Origin of the sequence: Frateuria sp., from assembly GCF_013362045.1 — a bacterium.
In the GTDB taxonomy this organism is placed as follows: domain Bacteria; phylum Pseudomonadota; class Gammaproteobacteria; order Xanthomonadales; family Rhodanobacteraceae; genus Frateuria_A.
In genome coordinates this window covers 1-20,047 of sequence record NZ_JABFWW010000014.1, presented here as the reverse complement: position 1 = coordinate 20,047, position 20,047 = coordinate 1, and the positions used below count along the sequence as shown (strand labels likewise).

General features: G+C 70.4%; 17 protein-coding genes and 1 pseudogene. 3 read left to right on the top strand and 15 right to left on the bottom strand.

Annotation, left to right across the window (positions count from 1 at the left end; genetic code table 11):
* The 12 genes from HOQ08_RS00640 to HOQ08_RS00585 form a co-directional block, all read right to left on the bottom strand.
* The coding region (locus HOQ08_RS00640) for an exodeoxyribonuclease V subunit gamma (protein ID WP_291189988.1) at window positions 1-240 on the bottom strand (240 nt) is incomplete at its 3' end.
* 48 nt (window positions 241-288) lie between these two features.
* Window positions 289-957, bottom strand: coding sequence for a hypothetical protein (locus HOQ08_RS00635; protein ID WP_291189986.1), 669 nt, complete (start codon window positions 955-957; stop codon window positions 289-291).
* An 88-nt stretch (window positions 958-1,045) separates the two neighbouring features.
* Entirely contained in the window at window positions 1,046-4,120 is a 3,075-nt protein-coding gene (locus tag HOQ08_RS00630) for a CusA/CzcA family heavy metal efflux RND transporter (protein WP_291189983.1), read from the bottom strand.
* 41 nt (window positions 4,121-4,161) lie between these two features.
* Window positions 4,162-5,319 (bottom strand): efflux RND transporter periplasmic adaptor subunit, encoded by a 1,158-nt coding sequence (locus tag HOQ08_RS00625; protein ID WP_291189981.1) that lies wholly within the window; start codon window positions 5,317-5,319, stop codon window positions 4,162-4,164.
* The gene (locus HOQ08_RS00620; protein ID WP_291189978.1) at window positions 5,309-6,835 is read right to left on the bottom strand and encodes an efflux transporter outer membrane subunit; all 1,527 of its coding nucleotides are present in this window, start codon (window positions 6,833-6,835) and stop codon (window positions 5,309-5,311) included. The genes HOQ08_RS00625 and HOQ08_RS00620 overlap by 11 nt, the downstream gene beginning before the upstream one ends.
* Before the next feature lie 305 nt (window positions 6,836-7,140).
* Window positions 7,141-8,616, bottom strand: coding sequence for an anthranilate synthase component I (gene trpE, locus HOQ08_RS00615; RefSeq protein WP_291189975.1), 1,476 nt, complete (start codon window positions 8,614-8,616; stop codon window positions 7,141-7,143).
* Between the two features lie 124 nt (window positions 8,617-8,740).
* Complete coding sequence (locus HOQ08_RS00610) at window positions 8,741-10,756, bottom strand: ATP-binding protein (RefSeq protein WP_291189972.1); 2,016 nt, start codon at window positions 10,754-10,756, stop codon at window positions 8,741-8,743.
* Window positions 10,757-10,788: 32 nt separating this feature from the next.
* The gene (locus HOQ08_RS00605; RefSeq protein ID WP_291189969.1) at window positions 10,789-11,361 is read right to left on the bottom strand and encodes a hypothetical protein; all 573 of its coding nucleotides are present in this window, start codon (window positions 11,359-11,361) and stop codon (window positions 10,789-10,791) included.
* Complete coding sequence (gene pdsR, locus HOQ08_RS00600; RefSeq protein ID WP_291189965.1) at window positions 11,358-12,047, bottom strand: proteobacterial dedicated sortase system response regulator; 690 nt, start codon at window positions 12,045-12,047, stop codon at window positions 11,358-11,360. The genes HOQ08_RS00605 and pdsR overlap by 4 nt, the downstream gene beginning before the upstream one ends.
* A 697-nt stretch (window positions 12,048-12,744) precedes the next feature.
* On the bottom strand, window positions 12,745-13,413 hold the full coding sequence (gene rpe, locus HOQ08_RS00595; RefSeq protein WP_291189962.1) for a ribulose-phosphate 3-epimerase: 669 nt from the start codon (window positions 13,411-13,413) through the stop codon (window positions 12,745-12,747).
* 137 nt (window positions 13,414-13,550) lie between these two features.
* A complete protein-coding gene (gene djlA, locus HOQ08_RS00590) occupies window positions 13,551-14,354 on the bottom strand; it encodes a co-chaperone DjlA (RefSeq protein WP_291189960.1) in 804 nt (267 codons plus the stop codon).
* Entirely contained in the window at window positions 14,351-14,662 is a 312-nt protein-coding gene (locus tag HOQ08_RS00585) for a c-type cytochrome (protein ID WP_291189956.1), read from the bottom strand. Before HOQ08_RS00585 ends, djlA begins: the two co-directional genes overlap by 4 nt.
* Before the next feature lie 178 nt (window positions 14,663-14,840).
* On the opposite strand from HOQ08_RS00585, the gene HOQ08_RS00580 reads away from it, so the two are divergent.
* Genes HOQ08_RS00580 through HOQ08_RS00570 form a run of 3 tightly spaced genes read left to right on the top strand, consistent with a single transcriptional unit; the run spans window position 14,841 to window position 16,638 of the window.
* Complete coding sequence (locus tag HOQ08_RS00580; protein WP_291189953.1) at window positions 14,841-15,737, top strand: phosphoribosylaminoimidazolesuccinocarboxamide synthase; 897 nt, start codon at window positions 14,841-14,843, stop codon at window positions 15,735-15,737.
* 23 nt (window positions 15,738-15,760) lie between these two features.
* On the top strand, window positions 15,761-16,231 hold the full coding sequence (locus HOQ08_RS00575; RefSeq protein WP_291189950.1) for an Mpo1-like protein: 471 nt from the start codon (window positions 15,761-15,763) through the stop codon (window positions 16,229-16,231).
* The gene (locus HOQ08_RS00570) at window positions 16,231-16,638 is read left to right on the top strand and encodes a hypothetical protein (RefSeq protein WP_291189947.1); all 408 of its coding nucleotides are present in this window, start codon (window positions 16,231-16,233) and stop codon (window positions 16,636-16,638) included. Before HOQ08_RS00575 ends, HOQ08_RS00570 begins: the two co-directional genes overlap by 1 nt.
* 63 nt (window positions 16,639-16,701) lie before the next feature.
* Here the strand turns inward: HOQ08_RS00570 and HOQ08_RS00565 are convergent, their stop codons facing one another.
* From HOQ08_RS00565 to HOQ08_RS00555, 3 genes and pseudogenes are all read right to left on the bottom strand, one after another.
* Window positions 16,702-17,694 (bottom strand): glycoside hydrolase family 43 protein, encoded by a 993-nt coding sequence (locus HOQ08_RS00565; RefSeq protein ID WP_291189990.1) that lies wholly within the window; start codon window positions 17,692-17,694, stop codon window positions 16,702-16,704.
* Window positions 17,695-17,779: 85 nt separating this feature from the next.
* A complete protein-coding gene (locus tag HOQ08_RS00560; protein ID WP_291189943.1) occupies window positions 17,780-19,324 on the bottom strand; it encodes an RICIN domain-containing protein in 1,545 nt (514 codons plus the stop codon).
* A gap of 169 nt (window positions 19,325-19,493) precedes the next feature.
* A pseudogene (locus HOQ08_RS00555) lies at window positions 19,494-20,047 on the bottom strand (exo-alpha-sialidase); the annotation flags it as partial.

The following is a 20,047-nucleotide window of genomic DNA, read 5'->3' as shown; positions in this document are numbered from 1 at the left end:
GCTGGGCAGGCGGATGTCGAGGTTGGCGACGATGCCGCCCGGCCCGCGCGCGCGGGCCAGTGCGCCGGACAGCCACTGGCGCATGCCCGGGTGCGCCGCGATCACCGTCTGCGGCGCCAGCACGCTGGCCGGCGGCGCCGCGTCGAGCAGCGCCACCAGCGGGTCCAGCAGCGCCTCCAGCCGGCTGGCGCGGATCACGGAAAGCCCGCGGGTCAGGTCGTCGGGGGAGAAGGCAGCCATGCGGCCATGATAGCCGTGGCCCATCGCAGATCCGGCGACGCGCGGGAGCTACTCGCGGGCCGTCGGCGGCGGGAACGCCAGCACCTGTTCGGTGAAGGTCTCCACCAATGCGCTGAACGGGTGGCCTTGCGCATCCTCCAGCAGGGCGCGGTGCTGCAGGAGCTGGTGCGGCAGGACGAGCGGCTGTTTGCCTGCAGCCGGCAGGCCGTGCATGTCCCAGCCCGACGGCAGCGGCGACCACAGCAATCGCGCGGAGAGCGTGTGGCGGCGGAAGTGCAGCGGCGCGACCACCTTGCCGAAGGGCGTGTCGCTGTGGTCCAGCGCCTGGTTCATCGCGGCGGTCAGCCGCCCGGGCAGGTACCAGTTGTCGGCCTCGGAAAGCACGTGGTCGCCGCAGGCCAGTTGCACGCGTCGGTAGCGCACCGGCGTGCCGGCATCGATGCCGAGCGCGCGGCGCAGGTCCTCGGGCAACGGCTTGCTCGCCGTGCGGTCGCGCCGTGCGACCACCGTGGGCCTGGCCGCCAGTTGGTGCGATCCGCACCAGCGCTCCAGCGTGAGCGTGGCGCTCGGATGGCCGAGCAGGTCGGCGTTGAGCGTCTGCAGCAAGGCCAGCGCCTCGGTGCGGGCCAGCGGCGTGTCGGGCCATTCCCCGGCGGTGGCGAGGATCGGGACCAGCGCGCCGAGCACCAGCGCAAGCGCGCGCAGCCTCCGTGGCATCCGGCAGGACCAGGCCGCGGATCGGCGCGATGCGAAGCGATGGCGCATGGAGCCTCCCATGATGACCGGACCGCAAGTATAGCGAGGGCTACACTTCCAGCCGGTCCTGCGGCCGCGCCACCACGGCATACAGCGCCGGCATCAGGAACACGCTGATCAGCAGGCGCGTGAACAATCCGCTGACGATGACCAGCGCGAACGGCCGCTGCGTGTCGGTGCCCACGCCGGTGGCCATCGCCGCCGGCAACAGGCCCAGCGCGGCGACCAGCGCGGTCATCATGATCGGGCGCAGGCGCAGGATCGCGCCCTCGCGGATCGCCTCGGCCAGCGGCGTGCCGTTGCGGCGCAGCTCGTTGACGTAGGAGATGTACACCACCGCGGTCTGTACCGAAACGCCGAACAGCGCCAGGAAGCCGATCCCGGAGGACACCGAGAACGGCGTGCCGGTGAGCCAGAGCGCGACCAGCCCGCCGACCGGCGCCGACAGCAGCACGCCGGCGACGGTGATGAAGGGGAACTTGAAATTGCTGTAGAGGGTGAACAGCAGCAGGAAGATCAGCGCCAGGGTCAGCGGCACGATCACGTTCAACTGCGCGCGCGAGGCGGTGTACTCCGAATACTCGCCGCCCCAGTCGGTGCTGTAGCCCTGCGGCAGCACGACCTGCTTCTTCACCTGCGCCATCGCGTCCTCCACCGCGCCGGCCAGGTCGCGGCCTTCCACCGAGAACTGCACGCCGATGTAGCGCGAGGCGTTCTCGCGGTAGATGAAGGAGGCGCCGTTGGTCACGCCGATCTTCGCCAACGTCCGCAGCGGCACCTGCTGGCCGCCGGGCGCGGCGACCAGGATGTTGCCGATCGCCTGCGGGTCGCTGCGCCAGGGCTTGTCCAGGCGCACCACCAGGTCGAACTGCTTCTCGCCCTGGATCACCTGGGTGGCCACGTCGCCGCCGATGGCGGTGGTGATCAGGCCGTTGATGTCGTCCACGTTGAGGCCGAGGCGGGCGATCGCGGCGCGGTCGATCACGATGCTCAGGGACGGCTGCCCGAGCTCCTGCACCAGGCTCACGTCGTGGATGCCGCGCACGTGCTCGAGCACGTGCTTGATCGCCTTGCCCTTCTGCTGGAGCGTATCCAGGTCGGGGCCGAACACCTTGACCGCCAGCGCGCTCTTCAGGCCCGTCTCGGCCTCGTCCACCGCGTCCTCGGCCGGCTGCGTGTAGTTGAAGATGATGCCGGGGAAGGCTTCGAGCTTCTTGTTGATCGCCGCGATCAGCTCGGGCTTGGTGCGGTAGGCGCCGTGCCACTGCGCGTAGGGCTTGAGCGCGACGTAGAACTCGACGTTGAAGAAGCCGGTGGGGTCGGTGCCGTCGTCCGGGCGGCCGAGCTCGGAGGCGACCGTGGTGACCTCGGGGAACGAATGCAGGATGTCGCGGATCTGCGGCGCGATCCTGGCCGACTCGTCGAACGAGATGGTGTAGGGCATGGTCGCGCGCACCCACAGCGCGCCCTCGTCCAGGTGCGGCATGAACTCCGCGCCGATGCCCGGGATCAGCAGCAGCGAGGCGCCCAGCAGCAGGGCCGAGGCGGCGATGGTGCCGCGCGCATGCGCCAGGCAGAAATCCAGGCCCCGCGCATAGGCGGCCTTGGTCGCCTCGAAGATCGCGTTGCGCCGCTCGCGCACGCCCTTGCGCATCAGCCACGAGCACAGCACCGGCAGCAGCGTGAGCGTGACCACGAGCGAGCCGACCAGCGCGAACACCATGGTGTCGGCCATCGGCTTGAACAGCGTGCCCGAGGGCCCGGACAGCACGTAGATCGGCAGGAAGCTGACCACGATCACCGCCACCGCGTAGAACAGCGGGCGGTCCACCTCGGCGGCGGCGTCGCGGATGATCTCGATGACATTGAAGTCCTCGTCCCGGCGATCGGCGATCTGCCGGTAGATGTTCTCCACCATCACCACCGCCGCATCGACCAGGATGCCGAAATCGATCGCGCCGATGGACAGGAGATTGGCCGAGGCGCCCTGCAGGTCGAGGCAGGTGAAGGCGAACAGCAGCGCCAGCGGGATGGTGGCGGCGACGATCAACCCGGCACGCAGGTCGTACAGGAAGAAGATCAGCACCACGACCACCAGCAGCATGCCGCGCAGCAGGTTCTGGCGCACCACGTCGGTGGTCAGCGCGACCAGGTCGGTGCGGTCGTAGAACGGGTGGACCTTGATGTCGGGCGGCAGGACGTGGTCGTTGAGTTCGCGCGTCTTGGCCTCGACGCGCTTGAGCACGTCCTGGGTCTTCTCACCGGTGCGCAGCATGATCACGCCCTCGACCGCGTCGTCCTGCTTCTCGAAGCCGAACTCGCCCAGCCGCGGCGCGATGCCGGTGGCCACGCGGCCGACGTCCTTGACCAGCACCGGCTTGCCGTCGTGCACGGCCAGCACCACGTTGCCGATGTCCTCCAGCGAGACCAGCCGGCCGACGCCGCGCACGTAGTAGAACTGGCCGCCCTGCGAGTAGAAACCGCCACCGGCGTTGGCGTTGTTGGCGGCGAGCGCGGCCTGCACCTGCGTGGCGGTGAGGCCGGCGCCGGCGAGCTTCACCGGGTCGAGCAGCACCTGGTACTGCATGGTGCCGCCACCGAAGCCCGAGTCGTCCGCCACGCCGGGCACCGCGCGGTACTGCGGCTCGATCACCCAGTCCTCGAAGGTCTTGAGCTCGGTCGGCGAGCGGTCGGAGCTTTGCAGCACGTAGCGGTAGATCAGCCCGGAGGGCGAGGACATGGGCGAAACCGACGGCGTGACGCCGCCTGGCAGACCGAGGTCGCCGAGCCGGTTGAACACTTCCTGGCGGTCGAGCTGGTAGCTGCTGCCGCCTTCGAAATTGAGGGTGACGTCGGACAGCCCGTACAGCGACACCGAACGCGTGTTGGCGGTCTTCGGGATGCCGGTCATGCCCCGCTCCACCGGCACGGTGATCAGCCGCTCCACTTCCTCGGCGGTGTGCCCGGGCCACTGCGTGACGATGTCGACGGCGGGCGGCGAAAGGTCCGGATAGGCGTCCACCGGCAGGCGCTGCCAGGCGCGCACGCCGGCGCCGACCAGCGCCAGCGTCAGCAGGAGTATCAGCAGGCGCTGCCCGAGCGAGGCGCCGACCAGGCGGTTCATCAGCGACGCCGAGCGTGGCGGCATCGGAGGCAGGTGTGCGCTCATTGGCTTTGCATGAACTGCACGAACAATCCGCCGTCGACCACCACCTGGTCGCCGGGTCGGATGCCCTGCGCGATCGGATAGCTGTCGCCGGCGCGCTCGCCCAGGCTGACGTGCCGGCGGGCGAAGCTGCCGTCGCGCTCGGCGACGTAGACGAACGGCAGGTTCTCGTCGTCGTGCAGCACGGCCGACACCGGCAGCAGCAGGGCGCTCTGCGGCTGGCGCGACTGGATGCGCACGCGCACGTACATCTGCTTCTTCAGCAGGCCCGCCGGGTTGTCGACCGCCACGCGCACCGGCACCGCGCGCGTGTCCGGATCGACCAGCGCGCCCAGGTTGTCGACCGTGCCACGCAGGGCGCCGACCCCGCCGGCCTCGATCGTGGCCGGATCGCCCGCGCGCACCGCGCCCAGTTCGGCGGGCGCCACCTGCGCGATCACCCACATGCGCGAGAGGTCGGCCACGGTGAAGCACGGGGTGGTGCCCGCCTGCAGCAACTGGCCGGGGGTGATCAGCTTCTGCGCCACGGTGCCGGCCACCGGGGCGCGGATCACGCCCTGGATGCGCGCCGGCGCGTGGCCGGCCTGGATCGCCTTGAGCGTCTGCGGGTCGATGTCCAGCGCGAGCAGCGCCTGCAGCGCGGCGTCGCGGTCCGCCTCGGCGCTGGCCGCGTCGGTCTGCGCCTGTTCGAGCTCGCGCCGGGGCAGGCCTTCGTGCTGGCTGAGATCGAGGTCCGCATCGGCCAGCCGGCGCGTGTTGCGGGCGGCGACCAGCGCCTTGCCGTAGGCGCCGACCGCGGCGGCGAAATCGGGCGAATCGACCAGCGCCAGCGGCTGGCCCTTGGCGACGTGCTGGCCGGGCTCGACCAGCAGGCGCGCAACCGGGCCGGAGAACGGGGCGAGCACACCGGTGGCCTGGTCGTTGTCGAAGTCCACCACGCCGGTGGCTTCGATCGCCCGTTCGAAGTTCGCCGGCGCGACCGTGTAGAGCTTGACGTGCTGGCGCTGCGCGGCGGTCAGCGTGGCGTTGTGCGGGGCGGTGGCCGAAGGCGCGGAGCGGTCATCGGCCGGATGCCCGCAGGCGGCCAGCGCCAGCATCGCCATGGCGAGCAGTGCGCGCGCCGGATGCGCCGCGCTGCGTGCGCTCTCAGTGTTCATCGTTGCCCCTGCTGTTCACGGCTGCCGCGTCCGGCGCCGTCGTGGTGGTTGGCGGCGCGTCTGCGCCTTCGGCCAGGTCGGTGCGATGCCACCAGCCACCGCCCAGCGCCTGGAACAGCGCCACCGTGTCGGCATAGCGGCTGGCCTGCGCCTGCGCCAGGCCGATGCGCGCCTGCAGCGCGGCCTGCTCGGCGCCCAGCAGGGAGAGATAGCCGGCGTAGCCGTCCTTCCATCGCCGTTGCGACAGGTCCAGCGCGACCTTGGCCGCGTCGTCGGCGGCGACGGTGGCCTGCACGGCCTGCGCGTCCTGCTGCAGCGCGACCAGCGTGTCGGCGACGTTCTGGAACGCGCCCAGCACCGTGCTGCGGTATTGCTCGGCCGCCTGCGTGTACGCCGCCCGGGCGGCGCGTTCCTGGTGGCGCAGGGCGCCACCCTCGAAGACCGGTGCCGCCACCGCCGCGCCCAGGCCCCAGAAGCCGGTGCCGGACTTGAACAGCTGGCTCATCGCCAGCGCCGTGCTGCCGACGTCCGCGCTCAGCGTGATGTTCGGCAGGCGATTGGCGATGGCGACGCCGACCTGCGCGCTGGCCGCATGCAGGCTGGCTTGCGCCTGCAGCACGTCCGGCCGCTGCGCGACCAGCGCCGAGGGCAGGCTGAGCGGCAGGTCCTGCGGCAGCTGCAGGCTGGCGAGGTCGAAGGCATCGGGCGGCTCTTCGCTGGGAAAACGGCCGGCCAGCACGGCCAGCCGGTGGCGCTGTTGAGCCAGTTGCGCGCGCAGCGGCGCCAGCGAGGCGTTCACCTGCGCGAGCTGGGTCTCCTGCGCCGCGACATCGAGCCGGCCCACGTAGCCCTTGGCCAGCTGGTAGCGCATGATCGAGAGCATGTGCGCGTCGATGCCGGCGAGCTCCTGCGTCGCCTGCACCTGCTCGCGCAGCGAAGCGACCTGGATCGCCGTCACCGCCACGTTGGCGCTCAGCGCGATGTCGGTGGCGAGCATCTGGTAGCGCACGGCCTGCGCCTGCGCGTCGAGCGATTCGACCGTGCGCCGGTTCAGGCCGAACACGTCGGGCGCGTAGGACACGCTGACCTGCGCGCTCATCAGGTTGTACAGCGACGCACTGGAGCTGGGCACCGGCGCGAGCGCGCCGGGTGGATCCTGCTGGCGGCGGGCCGAGAAACCGGCGGAGACGGCGGGGTAATAGGCGCCGCGGCCGGCCAGCGCGGTCTCCCGGGCCGCGGCCAGGGCGGCCTGCGCAGCCTTCAGGTCGGGGTTGTTGGCCAGCGCCTGCGCGATCAGCGCATCGAGTTGCGGCGAATGGAACAACCGCCACCACTGCGCCGGGATATCGCCGCCGCGGACGAAACGCTGCGCAGCTGCGCCCGTGCCAGCGGCGACCGTCACCGGCTCGGCGGCGTAGCGATCGACCGCCGGCGCCGCGGGCCGCCTGAAGTCCGGCCCCACTGCACAGCCGCACAGCAGCAACGAGGCCAGTGCAGCAGCCCAACCCTTGTTCATGCAGGCGCGCTTTCCGGAGCGGTGAAGGGACGAAACGATATAACGTTGCACCTGAGCCAAGCCCTGCCGGAAGTCATGCACGGAAGCGAAAGTTCTTGCGCACCAGGGGCTTGGAGGTGCCAGCAGGCGTCCGGCGATACCGGACCCTCTCCCCGACCCCTCTCCCGAAAGAAGAGGCTCAAACCGACGAACCCGTTCGCTGAGCGTAGCCCGCAGGGCGAAGTCGAAGCGCTCGCCTCAACCCACGCTGGACAATCCCGCGCTGCAAAGGCCGTCCGCCAGCAGGCCACGGGACGCCGCGCCCGTCAGAGCCCCTTGGCCGCCTGCGCCACGGCGCGGAACAGCGCGCGCCCCTTGTTCATCGTCTCTTCCCACTCGGCCGACGGATCGGAGTCGTAGACGATGCCGGCGCCGGCCTGCACGTGCAGGCGACCGTCCTGGATCACCGCCGTGCGGATGGCGATGGCGGTGTCCGCATCGCCCCACCAGCCGATCCAGCCGATCGCGCCGGCGTAGATGTTGCGCTTGTAGGGTTCCAGCTCCTGGATGATTTCCAGCGCCCGGATCTTCGGCGCGCCGGAGAGAGTGCCGGCGGGAAAGGTCGCCTTGAGCACGTCCATGTAGGACAGCCCCGGCCGCGCCGTGCCCTGCACCTGCGAGACGATGTGCATGACGTGCGAGTAGCGCTCGATCACGAACGACTCGCTCACCTCCACCGTGCCGGTCTGGCTGATGCGGCCGATGTCGTTGCGGCCCAGGTCGATCAGCATGACGTGCTCGGCGCGCTCCTTGGGATCGGCCAGCAGCTCGGCCTCCAGCGCCAGGTCCTCCTCCTCGCTGGCGCCGCGCCTGCGCGTGCCGGCCAGCGGCCGCACCACGACCTTGCCGTCCTTGAGCCGCGCCAGGATCTCCGGCGAGGAGCCGACGATCTGCGTCTGTCCCAGGTCGACGAAATACATGTACGGCGAGGGATTCAATGCGCGCAGCGCACGGTACACGTCCACCGGCCGCGCGTTGAAACCCACGGAGAGGCGCTGCGAAGGCACCACCTGGAAGATGTCGCCGGCGCGGATGTACTCCTTCGCCTTCTCCACCATCGCCTCGAACTCGGGCTTGGTGAAGGAGGACTTGAAGTCGCCCTCGTCCAGCGCGACCGACTGGTTGAGCTGCGGATACGAGGCGCCGCCCTGGCGCAGGCGGTGGACCAGCGCATCGAGCCGGCGCTGCGCCTGCGCGTAGGCCTGCGGCTGCGCGGGGTCGGCGTGCACGATCAGGTACAGGCGGCCCTTGAGGTTGTCGAAGACGGCCACTTCCTCGGCCAGCATCAGCAGCACGTCGGGCGTGCCCAGCTCGTCAGGCCGGTCCCATTGTGCGAGGCGCGGCTCGATGTAGCCGATGGTCTCGAAGCCGAAGTAGCCGACCAGGCCGCCAGTGAACGCGGGCAGCTCCGGCAGGCGCGGCACGGTGTACTGCGCGCGCAGACGCTCGATCTCGCCCAGCGGATCGTCCAGGCGGCGCCGCTCGGTCACCTCGCCGGCGTCCTCCACCTCCAGTTCGTGCCCGCGCAGGCGGTACACCCGCCGAGCCGGCAGGCCGATGATCGAATAGCGTCCCCAGGTGGCGCCGCCCTCGACCGACTCGAACAGAAAGGTGTACGGCCCATCGGCGAGCTTCAGATACACCGACAGCGGCGTGTCGAGGTCGGAGAACACCTCGCGCACCAGCGGAATGCGCGTGTGGCCCTGCGCGGCCAGCGCGTCGAATTGGTCTCGGGAGATCACGTGGGGTCCGGACGGCTAAACGGAACGCGCACGATAGCAGCCCGTACGGGTGGAACGAACCGCTCCATCGGCGCATCCACACGGGATGCCGCTTTGGTGCAGCGATATCCAGGCTCGTGCCTGCTTACAGCCGCTGGCGCGGCATGTTGCGCAGGCGCAGGCTGAAGGCCACGCCGCTGCCGTCATCCAGGTTGCCGGCACTGGCGCTGCCGCCATGGCGTTCGGCGACCAGGCGCACCACGTACAGGCCCAGCCCCAGGTGCGGGGCGTCGCCGGGCGTCGCCTTGTCGCGCAGGCTGACCAGCGAGTCGAACAGGCGACCCTGCATGGCGGCGGGCAGCGGCGGGCCCTGGTTGGCGAGGGTGATCTCGGCGCCATCGTCGCGAGGGACAAGCCCCAGACGCAGCCAGCCGTCGGCCGGAGTGAACGAGAGCGCGTTGTCGAGCAGCTTGTCCAGGGCCTGGGCGATCAGCTCGGGCGCGCAATGCATCGGCAACGGCACCCCCGGCAACTCGCAGGCGAGCGTGCGGGCGCCGATCAGCGGGCGATAGGCCTCGGCACAGCCGCGCACCACTTCGCGCAGGTCCACGTCCTCGGCTTCGGCCGCGGCGATCGCACGCTCCATGCGGCTGGCTTCGCTCATGGCGCGCACCAGCGTGCCCAGCCGCGCGACGCCGTCGCGGGCGCGGGCGAGGTAGGGCTGCGCTTCCGGCGGCAGCGCGGCGTTGGCCTCGAGCGCGTGCTCGAGGTTGTCCAGCGAACTCTTCACGATGGCCAGCGGCGTGTTGAGCTCGTGCGAGAGCTTGGACGCGAGCGTGCGCAGGTAGTCGGTATAGCCGCCGATCGCCTCGAACAGGCGCTCGAAGCTGCGCGCGAGGTCGCCGATCTCGTCCTCGGCGGCGGTCATCGGGAAGCGGCCCCTGGCGAACAGGCCGTCGAGTCGGCCATCGGCCAGTTGCGCACGCTCGGCGGCGTCGCGCAGGCGGCCCAGGCGCAGGCTCAGCCGCGTGGCGAACCACAGCAGGATGCCGCCGGCCACCAGCAGCACGCCGAAACTGGTCAGCAACAGCGTAAGCAGCGCGCGGTTGGCCAGCAGCGGAACGGTGGTGCTGGCCTGCTCCAGCAGCAGCACGCCGCGCACATGGCCGGGAGCGCCGATCGGCACCGCCGCGGCCAGCACCACGCTGGCGCGTGTCTCGCCTTCGCGCCAGACGGTGGATGGCCGGCCCTCGCGCGCCCTGGCGATTTCGGGCAGGTCCAGGCGCGGCGCGTCCTGGGTCCAGGGTGCGGCGTCCTCGACCCGATTGGCGAGCAGCGCGCGATAGATCAGCGCGGCGAACCAGCCGGGCTGCGGCCCGCCCGACTGCAGGCGCCCGCTCTGCGCAAGCACCCAACCCGGAGCGGCAAGCACGCGCACGCGGGTGTCCTCGGGCGCCAGCCGCGCCAGCTCCTGCGACAGCGAGGCGGAGTAGCGCCACAGCGGACGGGCATCGACCGCCAGCGGATCGCCGCCGGTGGAGGCGTCGTAGATGCCCAGGCCCAGGCGGTCGATGGCGAGCGCGCCGGGCAGCCGCAACTCCACCCGCCAGCCGCCGCCGTCCTCCTGCCACTGGCCGGCGAGGCGATCCGGCCAGCCCGGCACTGGCGCATCGAGCAGGCGCGCGTCGAACGGCCCCGGCGCGGCGCTGGCGAGCAGGTAGCGCAGACGGGTGTCGCCTCGATCCAGCTCGAGGACCAGATGGTCGGCGCGCAGCGCGCCGGCATCGTCCGCATCGGCGCGGCTGCGCTGCGTGCTGCGTTGTTGCACGTAGAGGTAGAGCCCGCCGGCGTCCTCGGCCAGCAGCACGCTGCCGCGCGGGCCCAGCGGCTGGCTCCATGGCGTGAGCGGGGCCCAGTCGTCGCCGTAGCCGTCCACCGTGATCGGGTCGGCGGCCGGCTGCACGTACCAGCCGCGGCTGGATTGCGGCAGCGCCGCGCCCGTCGCCACCAGGCTGCGCGCGACCGCCCGTGCCGAAGCGACCAGCGCCTGCGCCTGCCCTTCGCGCAGCAGGGTCTCCATCTGCCGCACGTACAGCCAGCCGGCGACCGGCAAGGCCAGCGTGCACAGGGCGACCAGCAGCAGCTTGCGGCGCAGGTTCATCGCGTGAGCTTCGGGCAAACCGCCGCCGGCGGCTAGCGGTGCGCGGCCGCCCCGCGCCGGTAGGTGGTGCCGACCACCACGCGCATGAACTCGTCCAGCAGATGGCCGCGCTGCGGATCCTTGTCGGCGAAGCTCAGCGACCAGCTCAGGCGGATGCCCGAGGCCTTGCCCGGATCGCAGAACACCACCGCATCGTCGACGCGGTCGCTTCCCTGGAACACCAGCGCCTCGCAGGCCATGCCGCGATGACGCACGGGGAACCGGCTCGCCTTGGCCAGCGGGTCGAGCTGCAGGTAGTGCTTGCGGTCGGCATCGAGTTCGGCTTCCAGGCTCGGCAGCTTGCGCGGCCAGACGTTGAGCACCATCACGCCGATGGGTTCGCCGGTCCACTCGCCCTGGTAGATGACCAGGTTCACGCCGACGGCCCGGGCGTACATGCAGCAATCGGCGGTCCAGCCGACGGGCGCCTTCGTCTGGATGACCCAGCCGGGCACCTTGCCGTCGGGTTTGCCTTGCGCGATGGCGTCGCGTGGCGCGTCCATCGCGCCGGCGATGGGCGCCAGCGCCAACGCGACCAGCAGCAGGAGGCCGCGGCAGCGCCTCACGGCTTCCACCGGTAGCCCACGCCGTGCACCGTCTCGATCGCGTCGAACTCCGGCGCCACCGCGACGAACTTCTTGCGGATGCGCTTGATGTGCGAGGTGATGGTGGCGTCGTCCACCACCAGCTCCGCCTCGCGCATCAGCTGGTCGCGGTTCTTCACGTGGCCGGGAAAGCGCACCAGCGTGTGCACCATCCAGAACTCGGTGACGGTGAGCGGGATCTCCGCATCGTTCCAGGTAATGCGCATGCGCTCGGACTCGAGCTTGAGCGGCCCATGCGCGATCACCGTCTCGTTGGAGGCCGGCACCTTGAGCGACTCGATGCGGCGGAACAGCGCCGCGATGCGCGCGGCGAGCTGGTGCAGGCTGGTGTCCTTGCTGAGGTAATCGTCCGCGCCCAGGCGCAGGCCAGAGATCACGTCGAAGTCCGAATCGCGCGCGGTGAGGAAGATGATCGGCAGCGTGGCGGACTTGGCGCGCAGTTCGCGGCACAGGTCGAAGCCGCCTTCGGGCTCGTCGCGCAGGCCGATGTCGATGATCACCAGCTCCGGCAGCTTCATCGCGAAGGCGGTGGAGGCGTCCTGCCGCGAGCCGTAGCCGCGCGTGTCGTAGCCGAAGCGGGTGAGCGCCTCGACGTAGTTGGCGCGGATGAGCGGTTCGTCCTCGACGATGGCGATGCTGCGGCCCATGGCGGTCTCCCTGTGGTGGCGCGCAGCGTGCTATGCGCACCGCGCCGGCGCAAGCCGCATCGCGCGGGCGCCCGCGTTTTGCCCGATCCGGCCTTCGCTTTGCCTCCGCACCGCCGGCATGCGCGCCCACCCGGGCGGTTCCATGAAGCCCAACCCGGAGACAGTCCATGCCCAGCCCCCCTGCCAGCCACGATTCCAACGCCGAACTGCGGCATTTCGAACCGCTGCGCGTAGCGCTCGCGCTGGGCGCCCTGCTGCTGGGCCTGGTGATGGGCATCCACTGAGGTGAAAGCCATGTCTACGACATATGTCGACCCGTTTGCCGTGGAAGACGTTCAGGCACCCGCCGTGCAGGGAAGCGCGGCGGGTGCGGCCGAAGAGCCGAATCCGGACTGGCAACCGCTCTGAACACCACGCTCCATTGCACGACGCTCCATTGCACGACTCCGTAAGGCCAGGCCGTTCCTTCTCCCCTCCCTGCGAGGGGATTTTTTCGAGGCGGGCTCAGCCATAAGGCCCGGGAACCAAACCGTACGAGCCCTGTCAGACCTCCCGGCGGGCGTCATCCATTGCCGTGGATCACCGCTGCCGTCCCACGGCAGCGGCGCCAAGGCGCCCGCTCTGGTGGACTCCTCACGCGTCCGATTCGACGACGCCTTTCCCGGTGCAGCCCCTGCACCGGGATTTTTCTTTGCGCTCAGCCGATCGCCTTGCGCATGGCGTCGATCACCTGCGCGTAGCCGGGCGCGCCGAAGATCGCCGAGCCGGCGACGAAGGTGTCCGCACCCGCCGCAGCGATGTCGCCGATGTTCGCCGCGCTGACGCCGCCGTCGATCTCCAGCCGGATCGCACGGCCGCTCTCGTCGATGCGCCGGCGCACCTCGCGCAGCTTGTTGAGCGCCTCGGGAATGAATTTCTGGCCGCCGAAGCCGGGGTTGACCGACATGACCAGCACCAGGTCCAGCTTGTCCAGCAGGTGGTCCAGCCAGTTGAGCGGCGTGGCCGGGTTGAACACCAGGCCGGCCTGGCAGCCGGCGTCCTTGATCACCCCGATGGTGCGGTCCACGTGCTCGCTCGCCTCCGGGTGGAAGCTGATCAGGCTCGCACCCGCCTTGGCGAAATCCGTAGCGATGCGGTCGACCGGCTTGACCATCAGGTGCACGTCGATCGGCGCCTTGATGCCGTAGTCGCGCAGCGCCTTCAGCACCATCGGGCCCATGGTGAGGTTGGGCACGTAGTGGTTGTCCATCACGTCGAAATGCACCCAGTCGCCGCCGGCGGCGAGCACCTTGGCAGTGTCCTCGCCCAGGCGGGCGAAGTCGGCGGAGAGGATGGAGGGCGCGATGATGGGGGTCTGTTTGCTCATGCCGGGGCCTGCGTGGTTTTCGAGCCGTTCGCCCTGAGCGTAGCGCAGCGGAGTCGAAGGGCAGGTGGGGATGCGATGCCCTTCGGCTTCGGCCCTGCGGGCCTACGCTCAGGGCGAACGGTGTGTGGTGTCGGGGCTCACTTGAACCCCTTCTCCGCCTTGATCCGCTCGTACGCCGCGTTGATCTCGCTGGCGCGGGCCTCGGCCTGCTTGCGCATGGCCTCGGGCAGGTCGCCCAGGCGGTCGGGGTGGTGCTCGGAGATCAGCTTGCGGTAGGCGCGCTTGATGGCACGCTCGTCGGCGCCACGCTCGATGCCGAGCACGGTGTACGGATCGGGGCCGTGGGCGGCGCGATGCGGCGGCACATAGCCGCCACCGCCGCGGCCGCGCCAGCGATCGCCGGCGGCGGCATTCCAGGCATAGCCCTTCATCGCCATCAGCGCCATCAGCTCCATGTCGCTGATGCGCAGGGCGAAGGCGAGCTGGCGCAGGATCGCCATCTTCTCCGGCGGCGGGTTGCCTTCGGCGAGCACGGTCTCGATCACCACGTCCAGCACAGGGAAAGCGTGGTCGCGGCGCAGGCCCACCCACTGGCGCAGGCCCTCGATCGGCGGGCGCACGTCGAACTCCGGCTGCTTGCCCTGGTTGAAGGCGGCGATGGCTTCCTTGCGCTGCTCGCCGGAAAGGCCCATGCGCGTCATCAGCCGTTCGGCGATGGCGATCTCGGCTTCCGACACGCGCCCGTCGGACTTCGCCACCGCGCCCAGCAAAGTGAACAGCGGCCCGATGAAGCCGCCCGCCTGCGGCGTGGCGCGTTGGCGTTGGCTCTGGCGAAAGCTGTCGATGACGAAGCCGATCGCCGCACCCACCAGCGCGCCGGGAATGCCGTGGCCGAGGATCAGGCCGACGAAGGCCAGCACCAGCGTGGTGGACAGGCTCATGGACGCGCCTGGGCGGCAGGCGCCTGCGCGCTGTACCAGCGCGCCAGTGCGTCCAGCTCGGCATCGCTCACCGGCCCGATCGCCGCGCGCATCACCGCCACGTCGCGGCGGCCGTCGCGGTATTGCTTGAGTGCGCTGCGCAGGTAATCCAGCCGCTGCCCGGCAAGGTTCGGCGCGCCGGGCATCTGCGCGATGCCGGCCTCGCCGTGGCAGGCGGCGCACAGGCCCAGGCGGGCTGGACGGGCAGGCGCGGCGGCGAACACAGGCAGTGTGGCGCCCAGCAGCGCCGCGAACAGGACGAGTCGCATCGGCAAGAGTGGAAGCGAGATGGATTCCCGGAAAGCGCGATTCTAGCAGCGCCCCGACGCCGAGCCTTCGTGGCCGCAGGGTGGACTCCGGCCCTTCATCGCGGGCGGTGGGCCGAAGCCCACCCTGCGATGACTCGCTAGAATAGGCCGCTTTCCAGCTTCGACGGCGAATCGTCCCGTGCCCACCACCCTGCTGCAATCGAACCTGCCCGGCCTTGACCTGATCCACCGCGGCAAGGTGCGCGACGTCTATGCGCTTTCCGGCGGCCGGCTGCTGATCGTCGCCACCGATCGCCTGTCGGCCTTCGACGTGGTGCTGCCCGACCCGATCCCGGGCAAGGGCGAGATGCTCACGCAGATCTCCAACTTCTGGTTCGACAAGACCGCGCACATCATCCCCAACCACCTGCTCGAGGTGCCGCTGGGCGAGGTGCTGCCCAAGGGCACCGACCTCTCGCTCTACGCCGGCCGCGCGGTGGTGACGCGGCGGCTGAAGCCCGTGCCGGTCGAGGCGATCGCGCGCGGCTATCTCATCGGCTCGGGCTGGAAGGACTACCAGGCCACCGGCAAGGTCTGCGGCATCGCGCTGCCGCCGGGCCTGAGCCAGGCGCAGCAGTTGCCCGAGCCGATCTTCACGCCCTCGACCAAGGCCGCGGTGGGCGACCACGACGAGAACGTGAGCTTCGACGCGGTCGTCGATGCGGTGGGCCGCGAGCTGGCCGAGCAGGTGCGCGACGCCACGCTGGCGATCTACCGCTGGGCCGCCGACTACGCCGCCGCGCGCGGCATCATCATCGCCGACACCAAGTTCGAGTTCGGCACCGACGCCGACGGCAAGCTGTACGTGATGGACGAGATGCTCACGCCCGATTCCTCGCGCTTCTGGCCGGCCGACGAGTACCGCACCGGGATCAGCCCGCCGAGCTACGACAAGCAGTTCGTGCGCGACTACCTGGAGACGCTCGGCTGGAACAAGAAGGCGCCCGGCCCGCACGTGCCCGGCGAGATCATCGAACGCACCCGCGCCAAGTACGCCGAGGCGCTGGAGCGGCTGGCCGGCATCCGGCTCGACTGATCCACCGACCCAAGGGGGCAACCATGCGCAGCATGCAGAGCTGGCTCGACGGCTACAGCGCCGACCACCGTAATCCGGTCAACCAGGTGCTGCACTGGATCTGCGTGCCGCCGATCGTCTGGACCGTGGTGGCGCTGCTGTGGACCGTGCCGGTGCCGAGCGCCTGGCTCAAGCCCGGCGCGTGGGCGGTGTTCGCCATGGTCGCGGCGTTCGCCTGGTACTGGAAGCATTCGCACCGCCTCGGCGGCGCGCTGCTGGTGGCCTTCATGCTGCTGGCGCTGTTCACCGCCTGGCTGTTCGAGGCGCTTGGGCCCGTGCGTCTGCGCTGGACGGCCGTCGTGGTCTTCGTGCTGGCGTGGATCGGCCAGTTCGTCGGCCACCACTTCGAAGGCCATCGGCCGAGCTTCCTCACCGACCTGTCCTACCTGCTGGTCGGTCCCGCCTGGCTGATGGAGAAGCTGCTGCGCAAGCTCGGCTTCAAGGCGCCCGTCTGATGCAGACCCTGCTTACCCTGCTCAGCACCCTGCTCTGGTGGGTGCTGTACGGCTCGATCGTCGCGTTGTTCGGCAGCCTGATCGCCTGGCCGGTGCTGCGCTGGAGCGAGCGCGCCAACGTGGTGTTCAACCGCGTCTACCTGGCCTGCCTGCTGTGGAGCCTGCTCGGGCTGCTGCTGGTGGGGCTGGTCGCCGCGCACGAAGGGCACGTCAGGCCGCCCTACGGTCCGCTGCTCGCCTCGCTGCCGCTGCGCCTGGCGCTGGTGATCGACATGATCGCCGGCGCGCTGCTGCTGTGGCGCCTCACGCCGCGCGTGGACGCCCGCCGCATCCGCCCGACCAGTGCCTGCATGGCGATGGCGGCGGTGACGGCGGTGGCCTTCGGCATCGCCACCAGCCTGGCGTAAAGGTGCGAGGGTGGGCTTCAGCCCAGCGCTTTTCGCAAGGTTGCCGGTGGACTGAAGCCCGCTCTACGGTCCGCTCGGCGGCGTGCCGGGCGTGCCGAAATCGGGCATGCCCTTCGGCGTCCAGCCGACCGGCTGGATGCGCGGCGCGCGGCGCGGCGTGCACTTCCAGCCCGGGCCGCCGTTGGCGTGGTAGATGATCCAGTCGCGGCCGGCCGTGTCCTTGAAGAAGCCGTTGTGGCCCGGCGCATAGACGCCGTTGCGCACCGAGGTGGCGAACACCGGCTGCGGCGACTTTTTCCACGACGCGGGGTCGAGCAGGTCGGCGCCGCCATCGGCCTGCAGCAGGCCCAGCGCGTAGTCGTCCGACCAGCACGCGCTGGCCGAATAGCTCAGGAACAGCTTGCCGTCCGGCCCCTGCAGGAACTCCGGCGCCTCCAGGATCTTGCGCCCGCCCTGCATCTCCCACGCGTAGGTGGGCGCGGCGATGTCCACCTGCGGCGAGGCGAGCGTCCACGGGTTGGCCATCGGCGCGATCACCAGGTCGCTGTGGTCGCCGACATAGGCCGAATAGACGAAGTACCAGCGACCGGCATGCTCGAACACGGTGCCGTCGATGCCGGTGTGCGTGGTCTTGAGCATGCCGCGCTCGATCCAGCGGCCGCGCGTCGGATCGGGCGAGGCGTTCTCCAGCACGAACACGTGGCGGTGGGCGTCGTCGTCGTGCTGCTTGTCCGCCGCGGTGAAGTACAGGTACCACTTGCCCCGGATGTAGTGCAGCTCCGGCGCCCACACCGAAGTCGACGACGCGCCGCTGGTCGGCGCGCGCCACGCGACCACCGGCGCGGCCTCGGCCAGATGCCACAGGTCGTCAGTCTTGCGCAGCTCGATGTGGTCGCGCGCGGTGCTGGTGTAGTAGTAGACGCCCTCGTGCTGGATCACCCACGGATCGGGCCCCGAGGGCAGCAGCGGCGCGGCGTAGTCGTGCACGCGGGCTGCGTGCGCCGGGGCGCCGGCGAACAGCAGGGCGAGGCTGGCGAGCATCGAGCGATAGCGCATCACGGGTGGGGAATCTCCAGGTCGAATGGGCCGTCGTGCACGGCCGAGGGAGAGCGGCGGGACTTGCCCACCGCTCCCGTGTCGTCTACTGCAGCACCCACTGCTGGGTGCCCAGGCCGTTGTCGGTGTAGATCTGCAACTGGGTGCCGGCCGTGGTCGAGCCGGCCGGGTCGTCCAGCGCAAGATCGCCCGAGGCCCGGGTGATCAGCTTGTAGCTGCCGTGGCCGACGTCGACCACCTGCCAGCTCTGGTTGGTATTGCCCACGCAGCCCCACAGCGTGACCAGGTTGCCGCGCGTCGTGCTGCCGCCGGTGTTGTCCAGGCACAGGCCGGTCGCCTGGTTCTGCAGGCTGAAGTAGCCGTCGCCCTGCGCATGGAAGGTCCAGCCTTGCACGCTCAGGCCGTTGCAGGTCCAAAGCTCCGCGGCGGTGTTGTTGGCGGTCGACCAGCCGGTGTTGTCCAGACACAGGCCGGAGGCGAACACGTTCTTCAAGGCCCAGGTCGAGCCGTCGGCCGGCAGCCGGTTCCAGGGCATGTGCCCGAAGTAGGTGATGCAGCCGCCATTGAGGTAGTCGGAGGCCAGCTCGAGGATGCCCGAGCCGTCCGCCTCCGGCAGCAAGGCCGACGAATAGTTCGGACAGTAGTTGTCGTACGCGCCCGGCACCTGCACCGGCGCGTCGATGGTGAACCAGTTGCCCGCGCCGTCGGCATGCGTGTTGGCGAACAGCACCTTGCCGTTGGACGGCGAGACGCTGCCGTTGGACTCGTACATCACCTGCCCCACCAGCAGGATCGCGCCGTTGGCGGCGGACAGCACCGAGGGCGACCAGTGGTTGAGCGGCGCGTGCTCCAGGTACTGGCCTGTGGCGGTCTGCACCTTCGTTCCCATGTTGGTGGGATCGCCGAAGTACCAGCCGTCCACCGACAGGCGCGAGAACACCGTGCATGCCGCCGGGCCGCACAGCTCGTAGCTCATGAAGAAATGCCCGTTGGGCAGCGGACTGACCGTGATCATGCCGGGCCGGTCGTTGGCGAGCGTGCTGCGCACGGTGTCGGTGCGGTCCTGCCAGTTGACGCCGTCGTAGCTGCGGATCTGCGCCAGCTTCTGGCTGCAGCACGGGTCGGTCTCGTCGGACCAGAACATCACCAGCGCACCGTCGTTGGCCACCTCGAACTCCGGCTCCCACAGGCCGTGGTTCGCGTCGCCGGCGCGCACCGGCGTGCTGTGATAGCTCCAGTGCGCGCCCTGGTCGCTGCTGGTGTAGACCTCGATCGCCGGCACGCCGCCGGAGAAATACGACGCGGCCGACAACAGCGTCCCTGCGGGCAGGCTGCCCACCGCGCGCGGCAGTTCGTACAGCGTCGCGCAGCAACGCTCGCTGCTGCCGCCGATGACGGGCACCGGCCCGATCGTGCTCCAGCTCGCGCCGTCGTCGGTGCTCTGGAAGATGATGCCGTTGGTGCTGGCGATGAGCCGTCCGTTGGCATAGGCCGGCGCGTGCGCGAGGCGCACCACCCGCGGGTACAGCGTGCTCCCCTGCAGCACGGTGCCGCTGGCCGCCCATGCGCCGTGCGCGAGCACCATCGCAAACAGCACCATGAGGCACTGCACCCAGGGCTTTCCGAACATCGTTCGCATGTCTCCTCCCAGGCCGCGTCCGCGGCCGCGACAAGAACGGCGAAGCCTTCCTGCGGCATCCTCCCCCCAGAGCGGGAAGGACGAACGAAAAAGAACTCCGACGTTCCCGATAGCGCCGGTGGCGCCGGCGTGCGCTCCCCTGTCGAATCGATCGATCGCGTCAGTCGCTGCCGGCCGCGAGCGGGTCCAGCTGTACGTAATCCACGTCGGCCGGGCGCCGCGCGCCCTCGAGCACGACCGTGTTGTCGCCCTCGCGCAGCGGACCGCTGGCGGTGGCCAGGTGCCAGCCGTCGCGATCGGCGCGGTCGCTGGTCTTCCAGACCACGCCGTTGACGCGCAGCACCGGCAGCGCCGGCTCGAAGCCGAGGTCCTGCCAGCGGATGGTGGCGCGGTAGGCGCCGCCCGATGGCACGTGCACCGGGAAGGCGAGCTGCCCGCCGGGCGCGGAGGCGATGCGCGCCTTGGCGCCGTTGGAGGCGGTCGGATCACCGATGCGCACCGACCAGCGCCGGATCGCGTCCTCGGCTTCGTAGCGATCGAAGCGGGCGGGTGCGTCGGCATACATGACGACGTTCCTGCGCGCATCCGCCGGATCGCCGGCGGTGGACGAGGTGGTCGCATGCCACAACCGGTCGCCCGGCATGGACAGCAGCGCCTGCGTCCAGCCGGCGTGGATGTTGCCGGGGAGTTTCTGCACCGGCGCCTCGGCCTCCC

Coding starts and splice junctions, on each gene's coding strand:
- HOQ08_RS00635 (WP_291189986.1), bottom strand. CDS start 957: ATGCCACGGAGGCTGCGCGCGCTTGCGCTGGTGCTCGGCGCGCTGGTC.
- HOQ08_RS00630 (WP_291189983.1), bottom strand. CDS start 4,120: ATGAACCGCCTGGTCGGCGCCTCGCTCGGGCAGCGCCTGCTGATACTC.
- HOQ08_RS00625 (WP_291189981.1), bottom strand. CDS start 5,319: ATGAACACTGAGAGCGCACGCAGCGCGGCGCATCCGGCGCGCGCACTG.
- HOQ08_RS00620 (WP_291189978.1), bottom strand. CDS start 6,835: ATGAACAAGGGTTGGGCTGCTGCACTGGCCTCGTTGCTGCTGTGCGGC.
- HOQ08_RS00610 (WP_291189972.1), bottom strand. CDS start 10,756: ATGAACCTGCGCCGCAAGCTGCTGCTGGTCGCCCTGTGCACGCTGGCC.
- pdsR (WP_291189965.1), bottom strand. CDS start 12,047: ATGGGCCGCAGCATCGCCATCGTCGAGGACGAACCGCTCATCCGCGCC.
- rpe (WP_291189962.1), bottom strand. CDS start 13,413: ATGAGCAAACAGACCCCCATCATCGCGCCCTCCATCCTCTCCGCCGAC.
- djlA (WP_291189960.1), bottom strand. CDS start 14,354: ATGAGCCTGTCCACCACGCTGGTGCTGGCCTTCGTCGGCCTGATCCTC.
- HOQ08_RS00585 (WP_291189956.1), bottom strand. CDS start 14,662: ATGCGACTCGTCCTGTTCGCGGCGCTGCTGGGCGCCACACTGCCTGTG.
- HOQ08_RS00575 (WP_291189950.1), top strand. CDS start 15,761: ATGCGCAGCATGCAGAGCTGGCTCGACGGCTACAGCGCCGACCACCGT.
- HOQ08_RS00570 (WP_291189947.1), top strand. CDS start 16,231: ATGCAGACCCTGCTTACCCTGCTCAGCACCCTGCTCTGGTGGGTGCTG.
- HOQ08_RS00565 (WP_291189990.1), bottom strand. CDS start 17,694: ATGCGCTATCGCTCGATGCTCGCCAGCCTCGCCCTGCTGTTCGCCGGC.
- HOQ08_RS00560 (WP_291189943.1), bottom strand. CDS start 19,324: ATGTTCGGAAAGCCCTGGGTGCAGTGCCTCATGGTGCTGTTTGCGATG.